General features: G+C 67.4%; 14 protein-coding genes. 13 read left to right on the top strand and 1 reads right to left on the bottom strand.

What is annotated here, in order from left to right; translation table 11 throughout:
* Window positions 1-27: 27 nt before the first annotated feature.
* The 9 genes from ACOOHB_RS09015 to ACOOHB_RS08975 all read left to right on the top strand — a co-directional run bounded on the left by ACOOHB_RS09015 (window position 28) and on the right by ACOOHB_RS08975 (window position 8,932).
* Window positions 28-3,177, top strand: coding sequence for a chromosome segregation SMC family protein (locus ACOOHB_RS09015; RefSeq protein ID WP_420444449.1), 3,150 nt, complete (start codon window positions 28-30; stop codon window positions 3,175-3,177).
* Between the two features lie 20 nt (window positions 3,178-3,197).
* Entirely contained in the window at window positions 3,198-4,364 is a 1,167-nt protein-coding gene (gene ftsY / locus ACOOHB_RS09010; RefSeq protein ID WP_420444692.1) for a signal recognition particle-docking protein FtsY, read from the top strand.
* Window positions 4,365-4,367: 3 nt separating this feature from the next.
* A complete protein-coding gene (ffh, locus tag ACOOHB_RS09005) occupies window positions 4,368-5,849 on the top strand; it encodes a signal recognition particle protein (protein WP_420444448.1) in 1,482 nt (493 codons plus the stop codon).
* 165 nt (window positions 5,850-6,014) lie between these two features.
* Window positions 6,015-6,464 carry a 30S ribosomal protein S16 gene (rpsP, locus tag ACOOHB_RS09000; RefSeq protein ID WP_420444447.1) on the top strand — a complete coding sequence of 150 codons (450 nt, stop codon included), beginning with the start codon at window positions 6,015-6,017 and terminating at the stop codon, window positions 6,462-6,464.
* Window positions 6,461-6,733 (top strand): KH domain-containing protein, encoded by a 273-nt coding sequence (locus ACOOHB_RS08995; protein ID WP_420444446.1) that lies wholly within the window; start codon window positions 6,461-6,463, stop codon window positions 6,731-6,733. The genes rpsP and ACOOHB_RS08995 overlap by 4 nt, the downstream gene beginning before the upstream one ends.
* Before the next feature lie 37 nt (window positions 6,734-6,770).
* Entirely contained in the window at window positions 6,771-7,331 is a 561-nt protein-coding gene (rimM, locus tag ACOOHB_RS08990; RefSeq protein ID WP_420444445.1) for a ribosome maturation factor RimM, read from the top strand.
* 31 nt (window positions 7,332-7,362) lie between these two features.
* Entirely contained in the window at window positions 7,363-8,097 is a 735-nt protein-coding gene (gene trmD, locus ACOOHB_RS08985; protein ID WP_420444691.1) for a tRNA (guanosine(37)-N1)-methyltransferase TrmD, read from the top strand.
* Between the two features lie 99 nt (window positions 8,098-8,196).
* Complete coding sequence (gene rplS, locus ACOOHB_RS08980; protein ID WP_419553838.1) at window positions 8,197-8,541, top strand: 50S ribosomal protein L19; 345 nt, start codon at window positions 8,197-8,199, stop codon at window positions 8,539-8,541.
* 46 nt (window positions 8,542-8,587) lie between these two features.
* Window positions 8,588-8,932 (top strand): YraN family protein, encoded by a 345-nt coding sequence (locus tag ACOOHB_RS08975; RefSeq protein WP_420444444.1) that lies wholly within the window; start codon window positions 8,588-8,590, stop codon window positions 8,930-8,932.
* 12 nt (window positions 8,933-8,944) lie between these two features.
* On the opposite strand, the gene ACOOHB_RS08970 is transcribed toward ACOOHB_RS08975, so the two are convergent.
* Complete coding sequence (locus tag ACOOHB_RS08970) at window positions 8,945-9,154, bottom strand: hypothetical protein (RefSeq protein ID WP_420444443.1); 210 nt, start codon at window positions 9,152-9,154, stop codon at window positions 8,945-8,947.
* 354 nt (window positions 9,155-9,508) lie between these two features.
* Between ACOOHB_RS08970 and ACOOHB_RS08965 the strand changes: the two genes are divergently transcribed.
* The 4 genes from ACOOHB_RS08965 (at window position 9,509) to ACOOHB_RS08950 (ending at window position 13,904) form a co-directional block, all read left to right on the top strand.
* Window positions 9,509-11,026 carry a YifB family Mg chelatase-like AAA ATPase gene (locus ACOOHB_RS08965; RefSeq protein ID WP_420444442.1) on the top strand — a complete coding sequence of 506 codons (1,518 nt, stop codon included), beginning with the start codon at window positions 9,509-9,511 and terminating at the stop codon, window positions 11,024-11,026.
* Entirely contained in the window at window positions 11,023-12,183 is a 1,161-nt protein-coding gene (locus ACOOHB_RS08960) for a DNA-processing protein DprA (protein ID WP_420444441.1), read from the top strand. The genes ACOOHB_RS08965 and ACOOHB_RS08960 overlap by 4 nt, the downstream gene beginning before the upstream one ends.
* Before the next feature lie 63 nt (window positions 12,184-12,246).
* Complete coding sequence (locus ACOOHB_RS08955; RefSeq protein ID WP_420444440.1) at window positions 12,247-13,149, top strand: tyrosine-type recombinase/integrase; 903 nt, start codon at window positions 12,247-12,249, stop codon at window positions 13,147-13,149.
* A gap of 239 nt (window positions 13,150-13,388) precedes the next feature.
* A complete protein-coding gene (locus tag ACOOHB_RS08950; RefSeq protein ID WP_420444439.1) occupies window positions 13,389-13,904 on the top strand; it encodes a murein hydrolase activator EnvC family protein in 516 nt (171 codons plus the stop codon).
* Window positions 13,905-13,912: the final 8 nt, after the last annotated feature.

The raw sequence follows: 13,912 nt of genomic DNA, 5'->3' as shown, positions 1-13,912 counted from the left end.
GCGTCCACTTCCGCACATCGAGCTCCTGTGTTCCTCCGCTCCCTGACACTGTCCGGCTTCAAGTCGTTCGCCGAGACCACCACGCTCACATTCGAACCGGGCGTCACCGTGGTGGTGGGTCCCAACGGCAGCGGCAAGTCGAACGTTGTTGATGCCATCGCCTGGGTGCTGGGCGCCCAAGGGCCGCGCACGTTGCGAGGCCAGCGGATGGACGACGTCGTCTTCGCCGGCACAGATCGCCGTATGGCGCTTGGTCGAGCGCAGGTCACTTTGGTTATCGACAACGAATCGCAGACATTGCCGACCCCCACAGCAGAGGTGGCCATCACCCGGACGCTCTTCCGCTCCGGCGACTCCGAGTACGCACTCAACGGGACGCCCTGCAGGCTTCTCGACCTGCAGGAACTGCTGAACGATGCTGGCGTCGGGCGCCAGCAGCACATCATCGTGGCCCAAGGCCAGATCACCGGGGTGCTCGCAGCTCGGCCGGAAGAGCGGCGCGCGCTCATCGAGGAGGCCGCGGGCGTACTCAAGTTCCGCCGCCGCAAGGAGCGGGCTGAGCGGCGGCTGGAAGGCACCGAGGCGAACGTGACGCGCTTGGTCGACCTGCAGCGCGAACTCCGCCGCCAACTGCGGCCGCTCGAACGGCAGGCAGAGGCCGCTCGCCGGCACCGAGAGCTCAGCGCGGAACTGTCTGACCTTCAGCTGTACAACGCTGGGCGCGAGCTGGCGGCGCATCAGCAGGCGCAGAGTGCTTCAGATGCTCGACGGGCCGAATTCGCGGCGCAGCAGGAAGCCACTGCTGCATCGATCAGCGACATCGACGGTGCGATCGACAACGCGCAGTCGCAGCTCGCACAACTGACTTCAGAACCAGCGGACCGGCTCTCGCGTGTGGCATCTCTGTCTGAACGGGCACGCGGCCTCATTGGCCAGACCTACGAGCGGATGCGCTCGGTCGAGCGAGAGCGAAATGTGTTGCTCGATTCCGATGTGGTCGCAACGCTGACTGACGAGCGCACTCGCGTCTCCGCGGAGTTGGCAGACCTTGACGCGGCCGCCGAGGCACCGTCGCAGGGCGACACTGCGAGTGTCCCGACAGGCGAGCAAATCAGCCAGGAACCTGACGCGCCCGAAGCGGCCGCTGAGGAAGCCGACCTGGCAGTCGTCGAGGCCGAGACAGGCGTTGCGGTTGCCGCTGAGGCGCTGGGGTCCGCAGACGAGCGACAGCGTGCGGTGGCGGAGGAGCTGCAGCGCTGGATCGGGCGATCCGAGGCCTTGAACTCCGCAGTGGAAACGGCGCAGGCCCAGTCCGGCATCGCAGCGCTGAATGATGTTGCGGGCCTCTTGGGCGTTCTCGCCGACCTCGTGACCATCGACGAAGGCTGGGAAGCTGCCGCCGAAGCTGCAGCGGACGGCGCATTGGGCGCTGTGGTTGTGAGAGACGACACCGCGGCGGCTGATGCACTCGCCGCGCTTGCCGAGGCCGGTGTGAGCGGGTCGGTGGTCTCGCTCATCGGAGTGCCTGCCCACGACCTCTCGTCCCAGAGTGGCGGCGAACTGCATTCGGAGGCGGAAACGGAGCTCGTTCGGCCGCACGTTCACGTGAGACCTGACGCTCCCGAGTGGAGCCGGCCCGGTTTGGAAACGCTGCTCGATGAGGTGATGGGTTCAGCAGTGCGCGTTCGGGGCGGCTGGGCCAGCGCATTCGAATGCGCAACGCTCGATCGAGACGCAGTATTCGTCACGGCCGGCGGCGACCGATTCGGGCCGGGTCGTTGGCGGATCGGCAGTGCGGGACCGGCAGCGGCCGCCGCGGCACTCGACGAGACGCGCGAGCGCATCAACGAGCTGAAGCGCCAGCACCAGCAGGCCGCCGAGGCCTGGACTTCAGCACACCAGGCGCACCGAGCGGCACTCGATGCGCTCCGAGGCGCCCAGCGCTCGGCCGACGGGCTGCAACGGCAGGTCGCAGCTGCTGCAGCCCGGCGGGCCGCGCAGTCCCAGGCGCGTGAGGCTCGGGCCGAGTCCCAGCTGCAGCGCCGATGGGGCCTTGAGCAACGACTCCGGGCGATCACGGAGCGGCTGGCTGGCCATGAGAACTCTCACGCGGCGGCCGGGGCCCGGCTGGCGCGCGCCGAGGCCATCGTGGCGGCGTTGGATCGGCTCGCACTGCTGCTGTCGGAGAGGCGCCAGCGACTCGACGCTGAGTTCAAACGCTTGCGAGCACGCCACGACGCGCGCACGGAGTTGGTGCGTCAGCTGTCGGACCGCCTCGAAGCGCTCCGGCGCGAGCGCGACGCTGCGTCTGCACGCCAGGAGCAACTTCGCACGGAGTTGGCAGCCCTGGACGTGGCCGATGCCGAGCGGCGAACCAAGCGAGACGCCCTGGTTTCCGTGCTGCGTGCGGATTTTGCTGCGGAGCCGGCAGCGGCGCTCGCAGCACCACCTCCGCCGCTGCCGCAAGGCGTCAGTGCGGGGGCCCACGAGCGGGCATTGCGTGCAGACCTCAATCGCCTGGGGCCGGTGAACCCCTTGGCGTTGTCCGAGTATGAGGCAGCCTCCGAGCGTTTCGAGTTCGTGGCCGCCCAGCTCACTGACGTGCGCAACAGCCGGCGCGAGCTGCACAAGGTGATTCGTGCCATCGACATCGAGATCGTGGCGACGTTTGCGACCGCATTCGAAGATGTCGCTCGGAACTTCGCCGAGCTGTTCGGCATCCTGTTCCCTGGCGGAGTCGGCAAGCTCTCGCTGACCGAGCCCACCGAACTCCTCACGTGCGGTGTGGAGCTTGACGTTCGCCCAGCCGGCAAGCGCATTGGTCGCTTGTCGCTGCTGTCGGGCGGCGAGCGCTCGCTGGTAGCGCTGGCGTATCTCTTTGCGGTGTTCCGCAGCCGTCCGTCGCCTTTCTACGTCCTCGACGAGGTCGAAGCAGCTCTCGATGACGTCAACCTTCAGCGTTTCCTGGATCTCGTGGCGGACTTCCGGCGTGAGTCGCAGCTCATCATCGTGAGCCACCAGCGTCGCACGATGGAGTCGGCTGACGTCCTGTACGGCGTGTCGATGCCGCCGGGAGGCTCCAGCGTGGTCGTGTCGGAGCGGCCCGAGCGCGCTGCGGCGCTCATCGCCGCAGATGGGACCTCTGAGCTCGGAGAGCCCGCAACGACGCCTCGGTAGCCTGCCCGCCAGTGAGCACCATGGCAGTTCTCATCGTCGTCTTGGTCGTTGCGATGGTGCTTCTCGCTTCCGTGCCGTTCGTGCTTCGTGCGATCCAGCGCCGCTCGACTCCTGCGTCGATCCGGACCCCTGAAAAGACGCCTCGGCCATCGGTCCAAGCCGCATACTCCCCGATCACAGGGCTGGCATCATCAGATGAGTCGGTTGCGACAGCCGACGATGAGCCCGAGGGCCCCAAGGCCACCTTTGCCTCGAGTCTGGCCTCCTCCCGCCGGTCGTTGCGTGATCGGCTCACCTCGATCCGGGGACGTCAACCTGACGGAACGACGTGGGAGATCCTGGAAGAAGCGCTGCTCGGGGCCGATGTGGGAGTGGCAACGACGATGGCGACGCTGAAGCGCCTGCGCAGTACCGCTGCCGATCTGGGCATCGTCGACTCGGAGCAACTGGTGAGCGCGCTCGGGGACCAGATGCGCGCATCCCTGGATGCGGATCGTGCGCTGGCCGTGTCGGTCCCAGGGCGCGAAGGCGCGACGCCGGTCTGGCTGTTCGTGGGAGTCAACGGCGTGGGCAAGACCACCACGATCGGCAAGGTGGGAGCCAGGCTCACGGAGGAAGGCCGGAGTGTCGTGATGGCCGCTGGCGACACGTTCCGCGCCGCAGCGACCTCCCAATTGCAGACATGGGCTGATCGGTGCGGGGCTGAGCTGGTCTCAGGCAGCTCGGGCGCAGACCCCAGCTCCGTCGTGCACGATGCCATCACCGCCGCGGCGGCCCGCGATGCGGACGTGGTCCTCGCCGACACCGCCGGCCGGCTGCAGAACCGCAAGAACCTCATGGACGAGCTGGCCAAGGTGCGCCGAGTCGCAGATCGTGAGCCTGGCGCAGTCGCCGAGACACTGCTGGTGATCGATGCCACCACCGGACAGAACGGCTTGAGCCAAGCACGAGCCTTCGCCGAAGCCACCGACGTCACCGGCGTCGTGCTCACCAAGCTGGACGGTTCGGCGAAGGGCGGGATCGTCTTCGCCATCGAAGCTGAGCTGGGACTGCCGGTGAAGCTGGTGGGCCTCGGCGAGGGCGCGCATGACCTCGTCGACTTCGACCCTGACAGCTACGTCGATGCGCTGCTCCCCGCCAGCCCGCAATCAGCATCCCCGCAATCAGCATCCTGGGAGGAGGACTGAGCGATGTTTGACACGCTGACTGACCGCCTGTCCGGCACCCTTCGCACGCTGCGCAGTCGCGGGCGGATGCGCCCTGCCGACGTCGACGAGGCGTTGGCCGAGATCCGGTTGGCGTTGCTCGAAGCCGACGTGAACGTTCGGGTGGTGCGCCGCTTCGTCGAACGGGTCCGCGAGCGCAGCGTCGGCGGCGACGTGACGGCCAGCCTCACGCCCGGCCAGCAGGTCACCAAGATCGTCCACGACGAGCTCATCGACATCTTGGGCGGCAGCCCGCTCAGCGTCCAATTCGCTTCGAAGCCGCCGACAGTCGTGCTGCTGGCTGGGCTCCAGGGCTCTGGCAAGACGACCGCGGCTGCCAAGTTGGCCCAGTGGTGCAAGTCCCAGGGCCGGAACCCGCTGTTGGTCGGAGCCGACCTTCAGCGTCCAGCAGCTGTCGAGCAGCTGCGGACGCTCGCCAGCAGCATCGATGTGGAGGTGTGGAGCGAACCGGGTGACCCTGTCGCCTGCGCAGCTGGGGGCCTGGCGCATGCCCGGCAGGCCGGCCGCGATGTGCTCATCGTGGACACGGCGGGTCGGCTCGCGATCGACGTCGAGCTGATGACCGAGGTGGCCCGTATCTCCGACGCTGTCGGACCTCACTACACGTTCCTCGTGGTCGATTCGATGGTGGGTCAGGACGCTGTTGCCACCGCCGAGGCTTTCCACGCCACGCTCGAAGTCGATGGCATCATCCTGACCAAGCTCGACGGCGATGCTCGTGGCGGTGCGGCGCTGTCGGTCGCTGAGGTCGTCGGCCGCCCGGTGGCATTCGCCTCGGTCGGCGAGAAGATCGACGACTTCGAGCAGTTCCATCCGGATCGAATGGCGAGCCGGATTCTCGGCATGGGCGACGTGCTCACGCTTATCGAGAAGGCGGAACGCGTCTACGAAGAGGACGAGGCGACTGCAGCAGTGCAGCGTCTCGCCGAAGGCACATTCACCCTCGACGACTTCGTGGATCAGCTCAGGCAGCTCCGCAAGATGGGAAACTTGCAGAGCATCGTGCAGATGATGCCGGGCATCTCCGACCAGGTCCGCAATGCCGAGATCGACGACGATCGGATTGCCACCGCCGAGGCCATCGTGCTGTCGATGACGCCAGCCGAGCGAGTGTCGCCGGAGATCATCGACGCTTCTCGCCGGGCTCGCATCGCCGCGGGCAGCGGCACGTCGTCGGCACAGGTCGCGAACCTGCTGAAGCAGTTCACCCAGATGCGCAAGATGATGGGCGGCATGATGGGGTTGGGTTCGAAGCGACGTCCAGCGGGCCGCAAGGCTGCCCGCAAGAAGGGGCGGGGCCCGAGCCGATCAGGGGGCAGCGCCCGTACGAGCGGTGGAGGACGGGTGTCGCCTAAGGGCGCGCCGTCGCTTGGAAAGCTCGACACGAAGACCGCAGGCGGTGCCATTGACTGGGATTCTCTGGACCTGAAGCTGCCTGGCCGCTAAGCGGCGACGATGGCCGCGTCCGTTGCGGGTCCGGGCGGGGGTTGCGAGGCGATGCCCCGTTAGGCTCAGCCGTCGGCGCGGCGCCCATCGGTGCATCAAACCCCTTGTGCTGGTTCGCCCGCCCCCAACGAGCCCCCTTTTCGAAATCACCCAACCGGGAGCAACATGGCCGTACGTCTGCGCCTCAAGCGCACCGGCAAGAAGAAGCAGCCCAGCTATCGCGTCGTCGCTGTCGACAGTCGCAAGCCCCGTGACGGACGTGTGCTGGAGGTCATCGGCACGTACGACCCGCGACAGGAGCCCTCTGCGATCTCGATCGTCAATGAGCGCGCTGTCCACTGGCTCAACCACGGGGCCCAGCCGAGCGAGACGGTCTCCAAGCTGCTGACAATTTCCGGCGCGTGGGACGAATTCCGCTCTCCGGGCTCACCCCAGCCCGCCGACACGGCCACAGAATCGGCCCCTGAAGCTCCAGCGCCGCCGCCGGAGCCCGACTTGGTGCTCGACACCCCTGAGCCGAGCGCGGACGTCCCCCCACAAGATGCGGAGGCGCAAGTCTCGGCAGAACCTGCGGCGTCTGAGCCGAAGACATCCGAACCTGGGGAGGCCCAGTGATCGAGGGCAACACCGGGGCGGACACCGAGACCACCACCGCCGAAGAGGTCCTGCTGTACCTCATTGCCCAGCTCGTCGAGCATCCCGACCAGGTCGAAGTCGAGATTGCCGAGTCGGGATCGAAATTGAGCCTGACGGCAACCGTGAGCTCAGAGGACATCGGTCGGGTCATCGGCAAGCGAGGACGCGTCGCGAACGCCATCCGCACGCTGGTGCGCGCCGCAGCCCACCGCGATGGCGTCCAGGTCGAAGTCGACTTCCGGGACTGAGTCCCGCCGTTCGGAGGCTGAGCCGCAGGGCGAAGCCGTGGCCCGAGCGGCCCGTGAGCGCAGCGAACAAGAGCGGGAGACGACAGGTACCGAAGCAGGCAGGCTCGTCAGTCCGCGCATCCGTTCGGCAGACTTGCTGGAGATCGCAACTATCGGACGCGCACACGGATTGCGCGGCGAGGTTGCCGTGCACCCGGTCACCAACCGATTCGAGCGTTTCGACATCGGTTCGACGCTCGTGACCGCCGCTGGCGAGCTAGTGGTATCGGGCGCCCGCCGTGACGGCAACCGTTGGCTGGTGAGCTTCGACGGCATCGATGACCGTGATTCTGCGGCGGCGCTGACAGGCACGACGTTGTTCGCCGAGCCACTGGAGGATCCCGACGAGCTGTGGGTGCATGAGCTGTGCGGCAGCTCGGTCATCGATCAGCACGGACGCGACGCCGGCGTGGTCACGAGCGTGGTGGCGAATCCGGCAGCGGACCTGCTCGAGCTCGACACGGGCCACCTCGTGCCATTGACGTTCGTCGTGCGCTGCGAACCCGGCACGGTCCACGTGGAGGTACCCGATGGGCTCTTCGAGCTCGACCGGCACTGAGCCCGCTCCGGCACCCAGTCCCGAGATTGGGCTGCGCATCGACGTCTTCTCAATCTTCGCTGCCGAGCTCGATGCAATGTGCCAGCTGAGCGTGCTGGGTCGGGCCCGCAGCCAAGGACTGCTGGATATCCGCTGCTGGGACCTGCGAATGGCGACCACTGACGCCCACCGCACGGTTGACGATGCGCCATTCGGAGGGGGCCCGGGCATGATCCTGATGCCCGAGCCGGTCTTCGCTGCCGTCGAGACGGTCTCGCCGCCGCGGCCATTGCTGCTGCTTGATGCCGGTGGCCGGCGATTCGATCAACCCTTGGCCTCCGAATTGGCGGCATCGGGCGGATTCAGTTTGCTGTGCGGCCGCTACGAGGGAGTTGACGAGCGCATCCGCACCGACCTCGTGGACGGTTCGATCTCCGTCGGCGATGTCGTGCTTGCAGGCGGCGAATTCGCAGCCATGGTCGTCGTCGAGGCCGTTGGGAGGTTGGTGCCCGGCGTGCTCGGCAATGCGGCTTCCAGCGCGGACGAGAGTTTTGCCGCGGGTCTCCTGGAGTATCCCCATTGGACCCGTCCTGCGTCGTTCCGCGGCCTCGAGGCCCCCGAAGTGCTGCGTAGCGGCGACCACGCCCGGGTTCGTCGCTGGCGTCAAGCCATGGCGCTCGTCCGAACCGCACGCGAGCGCCCCGACCTGCTGGCGGTGCGGGGCGTGAGCGACCTCGACAGGGAGCACCTCGCTGAATTCGACCTGGAGCTTGGAGAATCCGGCTGAGCTCATTGCGGCTGCCACGGCACATCGCTGCGGCAATTCCGCGACAGACCACTAGCCTCCAGTGTTCGTCGTCACGCCTTTCACGGGAGTCGGATCGCTATGGGAAGCACCGATCTGGTCGACCAGGCTCGTCTCCGCGACGATCATCCTGACTTTGGCCCCGGTGACACGGTGCGCGTCCACGTGCGGGTCGTCGAGGGCAACCGGCAGCGAACCCAGGTGTTCGAGGGCTATGTGATCGCCCGCCATTCGTCGGGCATCAGCGAGACGTTCACGGTACGCAAGCTCAGCTTCGGCGTGGGGGTTGAGCGGACATTTCCGCTGCACGCTCCCACTATTGCCAAGATCGAGCGCGTGGCCGTGGGCGATGTGCGCAGGGCGAAGCTCTACTACTTGCGCGATCGCGTCGGCAAGGCAGCCCGGATTCCCGAGAAGCGCTTCTAGCGGGCCAGCTTCGATCGCGCTGGCTGGGGCTGGGCGCGATGCGCGTATGACCGCTCGGCGTCAAGCGCTTGGCCGCTACGGCGAGGATCTTGTCGAGCGCTGGTACGTCGAGCGTGGGTACCGCGTTCTGGACCGAAATTGGCGTTGCCCCGCAGGCGAGTTGGATCTTGTCGTCACCGACGGGACACAGCTGGTGGTCTGCGAGGTGAAGACTCGCTCCAGCGATCGCTTCGGGACGGGCTTTGAGGCGATCACCGCTCGCAAGCAACAACAAGTCCGGCGCCTCGCCGCGCACTACGTGCGCCAACGCGGTGGCTGGAAAGGGCCGATGCGTTTCGACGCAGCCGCGGTCATGGGTCGCAACGTCGAGGTGCTCAGCGGGGCGTTCTGACAACCAGGGCGTTCAGCCCACCGGCCGTCGCCGGCCCCGGGCCTGCCAGCATCCCCAATGCCAGTGACGTCGCAGATCGGGGGCATCGATCGGCACTGCGACCACGTGACCCACACCAGCCTCAATGCTGTGAGCGCAGCCGCCGCAGACATACCGCTTGGTTGCCTCATAGGGCTGCACCCGGCGCACTTCGAAACCCGGTACTGGCTCAAGCTTGCGCATCTGGGATCTCAGCCCAACAACGCCCACACCACCAGGCCGGCCGCCACGATCGCAGCTGCGGCCAGGAGCACGTAGTCGAGTCGTGTCGTGCGGTGCTCGCGATACGGGTTGTAGCCCATGAGAGCAGTATCGCCCTCCCAGCGCGGCATCGGCGTGGCGCAGACCGGCAGAAAACCCTTCCTTGGAATGCGCGAGCGTGATCTACGGTCACGAAGAGGTCCACGCGGCAGCGAGCAACACGACTTCGCTGGCGCACCACAGGCCGACTCGATTGTGGCCCCGAGCGGGCTTCCCCGTCAACGCCGGACAGCGCCCTGTGTGGTTGCGTCCGGTCCGAACCGCCTGAGGAGGCCCATGCTGGCTACTGCAACGGCCGCGACGCTTGTCGGCGTCGACGGTCATGTTGTCACCGTCGAGGTACACGTTTCCAACGGTCTGCCGTCGTTCACCATCGTCGGACTCCCTGACGCCGCGTGCCGAGAGGCCCGGGACAGGGTTCGGGCCGCCGTGCTCTCGTCGGGACTCGATTGGCCCGACAGGCGCGTCACGGTGAACCTGGCACCGTCGGGTCTGCGCAAGGGCGGCGCCGTCTTGGACCTGGCGATGGCCGTCGCAGTTTTGGCCGTCACTGAGCAGCTCCCGGCCGAGTCGCTACGCGGAAAGGCATTCCTGGGCGAACTCGGTCTCGACGGCGCAATCCGGGGCGGGGTGGGCGTGCTGCCGCTTGTCGACACGCTTCGTGACCGGGTGGTCGTCGTCGCGTTCGAGTCGTATCACCTCGCTCTCGCTGCGGGTCCCCGCGATGTCCACGCCGTTCAAACGCTGAGCCAGCTGGCGACAGTGCTCGCAGGCCGGGCGCCGTGGCCGGATCCGCCGCCCGATCCGCCTCAACCGCCCTCAGTCCCAGTACCCGATCTCGGTGACGTGATCGGACAGCCACTCGCCCGCCGAGCCATCGAGGTTGCCGCTGCGGGCGGTCACCACCTGCTCATGCTGGGACCACCGGGTGCAGGCAAGACCATGCTGGCTCGACGGCTCGTGGGTCTGCTGCCTGAGCTCAGCCGCCAGTTCGCGATGGAGGCGACGCGCGTCCAATCGGCCGCTGGCTTGCCGTTGCCGACGGGCCTCGCGACCCGCCCCGTACTTCGCAGTCCGCATCACACCGCCACCGTGACTGCACTCATCGGCGGTGGCTCGACGCTCATTCGCCCGGGAGAAATCTCGCTGGCCCATCGCGGCGTGCTGTTCCTCGATGAGCTGGGAGAGTTCGCACCGAGTGTGCTCGACGCCATGCGCCAACCGCTCGAAGAAGGCGTTGTGCGGGTCAGTCGTGCGTCGGGGGCCTGCACCTTTCCCGCCCGGTTCCTGCTGGTGGCTGCCATGAACCCATGCCCATGCGGGCACGCCGGCCGCCCCGGTTCCTGTCGTTGCTCCGACCATGCCCGGCTGAGGTACCTGCGCCGGCTGTCGGGGCCGCTGCTCGACCGCTTTGACCTTCGTGTTCAAGTTCAGCGTCCCGAACCCGATCAGCTGCTCGATGGCGCTCGTGGCGAATCCACCGAGGCAGTCGGCGCACGTGTGACGGCGGCACGTGCCCGGGCCGCTGGCCGCGGCGTGGCGACGAACGCCGAGCTGACCTCCGAGCAGCTGGAGCGTCACGCCCCGATCACTGCGGCCGCCCGGCGAGAACTGCGAACGCGCTTGGCCAAGGGAATGCTCAGTGGCCGGGGATTGCACCGTGTCCGTTGCGTCGTCATGACGTTGTGCGACCTCGACGGCGACGAGCCGGTGGTCGACGCCGAACGCCTGAACGAAGCACTCGCGCTGCGTGCGAGCGTGGGAAGCCTGCACGTTCCCGCGGCAGCCACATGAACCTCGAATCGGCTGATGCCGGCGAGCGGTCAGAGTTGGGAGCGCTGCTCGAGTTGTGCTCCTTGCCCCGAATTGGACCGGCGCGCCTATGGGCCCTTCTCGGCGGCCGCACTGCACTCGATGCCGTCGAGGACCTGCGCTGCGGTCGGGCTGCAACGGTTGCCGCGCTGAGCGCTTGCCGGGGCGTGGACGCAACGTTGATCGCGACGTGGCAGCAGCTCGCGGCCGCAGCGCTTGACCGCGCTGCACGCTGCGAGCAGCCGATCGGGGCGGACCGGCTCGAAACGCACTCGAGAGCGGGCGTCTGGCTGCACGTTCCGGGAATTCACGGCAATGTCGAGCTGTGGGAATCGGAGCCCGAGCCTCCAGCGCTGCTGTTCGGGCAGGGAGCGCCGTTAGAGCCACACCACAGGCGGGTCGGCATCATCGGAACGCGTCGCTGCAGCGCATACGGCCGCACCGTGGCACAGCTGCTCGGAACGGGCCTGGCTGCCCATGGTGTAGCAGTGGTGTCAGGCCTTGCCACTGGCATCGATGGCATCGCGCAGCGAGCGGCGCTGGATGGGGGCGGTCCTGTCATCGGTGTCGTTGGCAGCGGCCTGGATTGCGTGTACCCGGCCGCCAACCGGACGCTGTGGGCGGATGTCGCGCAGAACGGAACGCTGCTCAGCGAGTATCCGCTCGGCACTCCGGCAGTGCCGTGGCATTTTCCCGCTCGCAATCGCATTGTCGCTGCACTGAGCGAGGTACTGGTAGTGGTCGAATCGGGCGCCTCGGGCGGCTCGATGTACACCGTCGACGCTGCAGTTGAACGAGACCGGCCCGTGCTGGCAGTGCCCGGGCCGATCACAAGCGCGACATCAGTCGGCACGAACCGTCTCCTCGCGGACGGATGTGCGCCCGTGTGCGACGTGTCCGATGTCCTGCTGGCTCTGGGCGAACATGCCGGTTCTCCGGCCGGGGCTGCAGTGCCCGCTCCACCCGAAGACAATCTCGACCGTCAGGTTCTGGACGAGCTGATTGGCGGACCCCGCTCGGTCGATGAGCTGGCGTTGCGAGTCGAAGCGACGCTGGCGGAACTGGCATCTTCGCTCGGCCGGCTGCAGTTGTCAGGCTGGGTCACCGAGACGGGCGGATGGTGGGAGAAGTCCAGATGAGACTTCCGCATCGCCGCGATCGCGCTTGCGGACCTATGGGGACTCTTCGGTACTGTGGACTTGGTGGTCCTAGCGCCCCCGGAGTGGCGAGTCGGAGAATTCGTGCTGTCGCTCACTGCGGCATCGGAGTCCACCAAGCGCGCGTATCGGACCGATCTTTGCCAGTTCGCCGATTGGGCCTCCCGAGCCGGCCATGGCAATCCAGGCGACATCAACCGGCGTTGGCTTCGGCGTTACATCGCGTTTCTGACGGTTCGCGGGCTGTCGCGACGGTCCGTGGCCCGCAAGGCATCGGCGTTGAGGCGCTACTACGGCTGGCTGGTGCGCGACGGCGCCATCAACCTCGATCCGACGCTCGGGCTCGCCGCGCCCGCCGGCGCAGGACGCTTGCCGCGCGTGCTCGGCGCAGCCGAAGTGTCCGAGATGCTCGGCGACGGCACGGTGCCCGCAGACCCGACGGAGCTGCGCGATCGGCTCGTGCTCGAGATGCTGTACGGCAGCGGCCTGCGGGTTGGCGAGCTGTGCCAACTCGACCGCGGCGCCTTCCGGCCAGGCGACAGTCACATCAAGGTCATCGGCAAGGGTGCCAAGCATCGGCGTGTGCCGCTCAGCGAGCCGTCCGTGTCATTGCTCACAGCATGGCGGGACGGCCGCAGCGACGAATTCGATGTGCAGCGTCTGCGCAATCGGGCCGATCGCGACCCTGCTGCGCTGTTCGTGAACCTGCGTGGCAACCGGCTCGGTACACGCGACGTTCAGCGGATCCTGGATCGGCGCTCCGTAGTGCCGACCCATCCGCACGCCTTGCGACACACCTACGCCACACACTTGCTCGACGGGGGAGCCGACTTGCGCGTCGTGCAGGAATTGCTCGGCCACCAGCGACTTGCGACGACGCAGATCTATACCCGGGTCAGCAGGGAACGACTGCGAGAGGTGTACGAGTCGGCACACCCGCGCGCGTAGGCACCGCCTTCGAGTTCCTGCTGCACAGCCGGCCCTCGTGGGGTCGGCGCATCAAGCACAGCTGGCCCTCGTGGGGTCGGCGCATCAAGCACAGCTGGCCCTCGTGGGGTCGGCGCATCAAGCACAGCTGGCCCTCGTGGGGTCGGCGCATCAAACGAGGCCTCGGCGGTCGACCGGTGCGCCGCAGCGGCCATCGTTTCGGCACATCAGCTGCGTGCGCTGCTGTGTGCGCTGCTGTCTTGGCCGCCGGAACCGCTCCGGCGTCAGCGCAGGCTGAGTCGGCGCTGACCTACATCTGGCCCGTGCACGGGACCATCGTCGATCACTTCAGGCCGCCAAAGCACGAATACGGATCGGGCAATCGCGGCCTCGAGTTTGCGACCCGGCCCGGCTCATCGTTCTGGGCAGCCGCACGCGGCGTTGTCAGTTTCGCGGGACCCGTGGGAGGCCGGTTGCATGTCACAGTGAGTCACCCTGATGGTCTGCGGGTCTCGTACTCCGGGGTTGCCGACATCGGCGTCAACCGAGGTGAACGGGTGCATCAGGGACAGCTGCTTGGTACCACGGCCGACCGGCTCCACGTCGGCGTGCGCCGGGGTGAGGCCTACCTCGACCCAGCCCTGATCTTCGACGGTGACGCCGGCACGGGCGTGCGACCACCCCTCAGCCGTCCCAGACTCGTGCCCGCGTCAACCTCGGTGTACCGGCTGCAACTGCGCTGGTTACACTCCGGCGCTGGCATTGCGGTGCTCTGAGGCCCAGT

Origin of the sequence: Candidatus Poriferisodalis sp. (assembly GCF_965215815.1) — a bacterium.
In the GTDB taxonomy this organism is placed as follows: domain Bacteria; phylum Actinomycetota; class Acidimicrobiia; order Acidimicrobiales; family Poriferisodalaceae; genus Poriferisodalis.
Note: the sequence above shows the minus strand (reverse complement) of the source record. Positions and strands in the feature narration are given on the sequence as shown.

Excerpts from the sequence above, each read along its gene's own strand:
- ftsY (WP_420444692.1), top strand. The coding sequence starts at position 3,198 with ATGGCAGTTCTCATCGTCGTCTTGGTCGTTGCGATGGTGCTTCTCGCT.
- ffh (WP_420444448.1), top strand. The coding sequence starts at position 4,368 with ATGTTTGACACGCTGACTGACCGCCTGTCCGGCACCCTTCGCACGCTG.
- rpsP (WP_420444447.1), top strand. The coding sequence starts at position 6,015 with ATGGCCGTACGTCTGCGCCTCAAGCGCACCGGCAAGAAGAAGCAGCCC.
- rplS (WP_419553838.1), top strand. The coding sequence starts at position 8,197 with ATGGGAAGCACCGATCTGGTCGACCAGGCTCGTCTCCGCGACGATCAT.
- ACOOHB_RS08975 (WP_420444444.1), top strand. The coding sequence starts at position 8,588 with ATGACCGCTCGGCGTCAAGCGCTTGGCCGCTACGGCGAGGATCTTGTC.
- ACOOHB_RS08970 (WP_420444443.1), bottom strand. The coding sequence starts at position 9,154 with ATGCGCAAGCTTGAGCCAGTACCGGGTTTCGAAGTGCGCCGGGTGCAG.
- ACOOHB_RS08965 (WP_420444442.1), top strand. The coding sequence starts at position 9,509 with ATGCTGGCTACTGCAACGGCCGCGACGCTTGTCGGCGTCGACGGTCAT.
- ACOOHB_RS08960 (WP_420444441.1), top strand. The coding sequence starts at position 11,023 with ATGAACCTCGAATCGGCTGATGCCGGCGAGCGGTCAGAGTTGGGAGCG.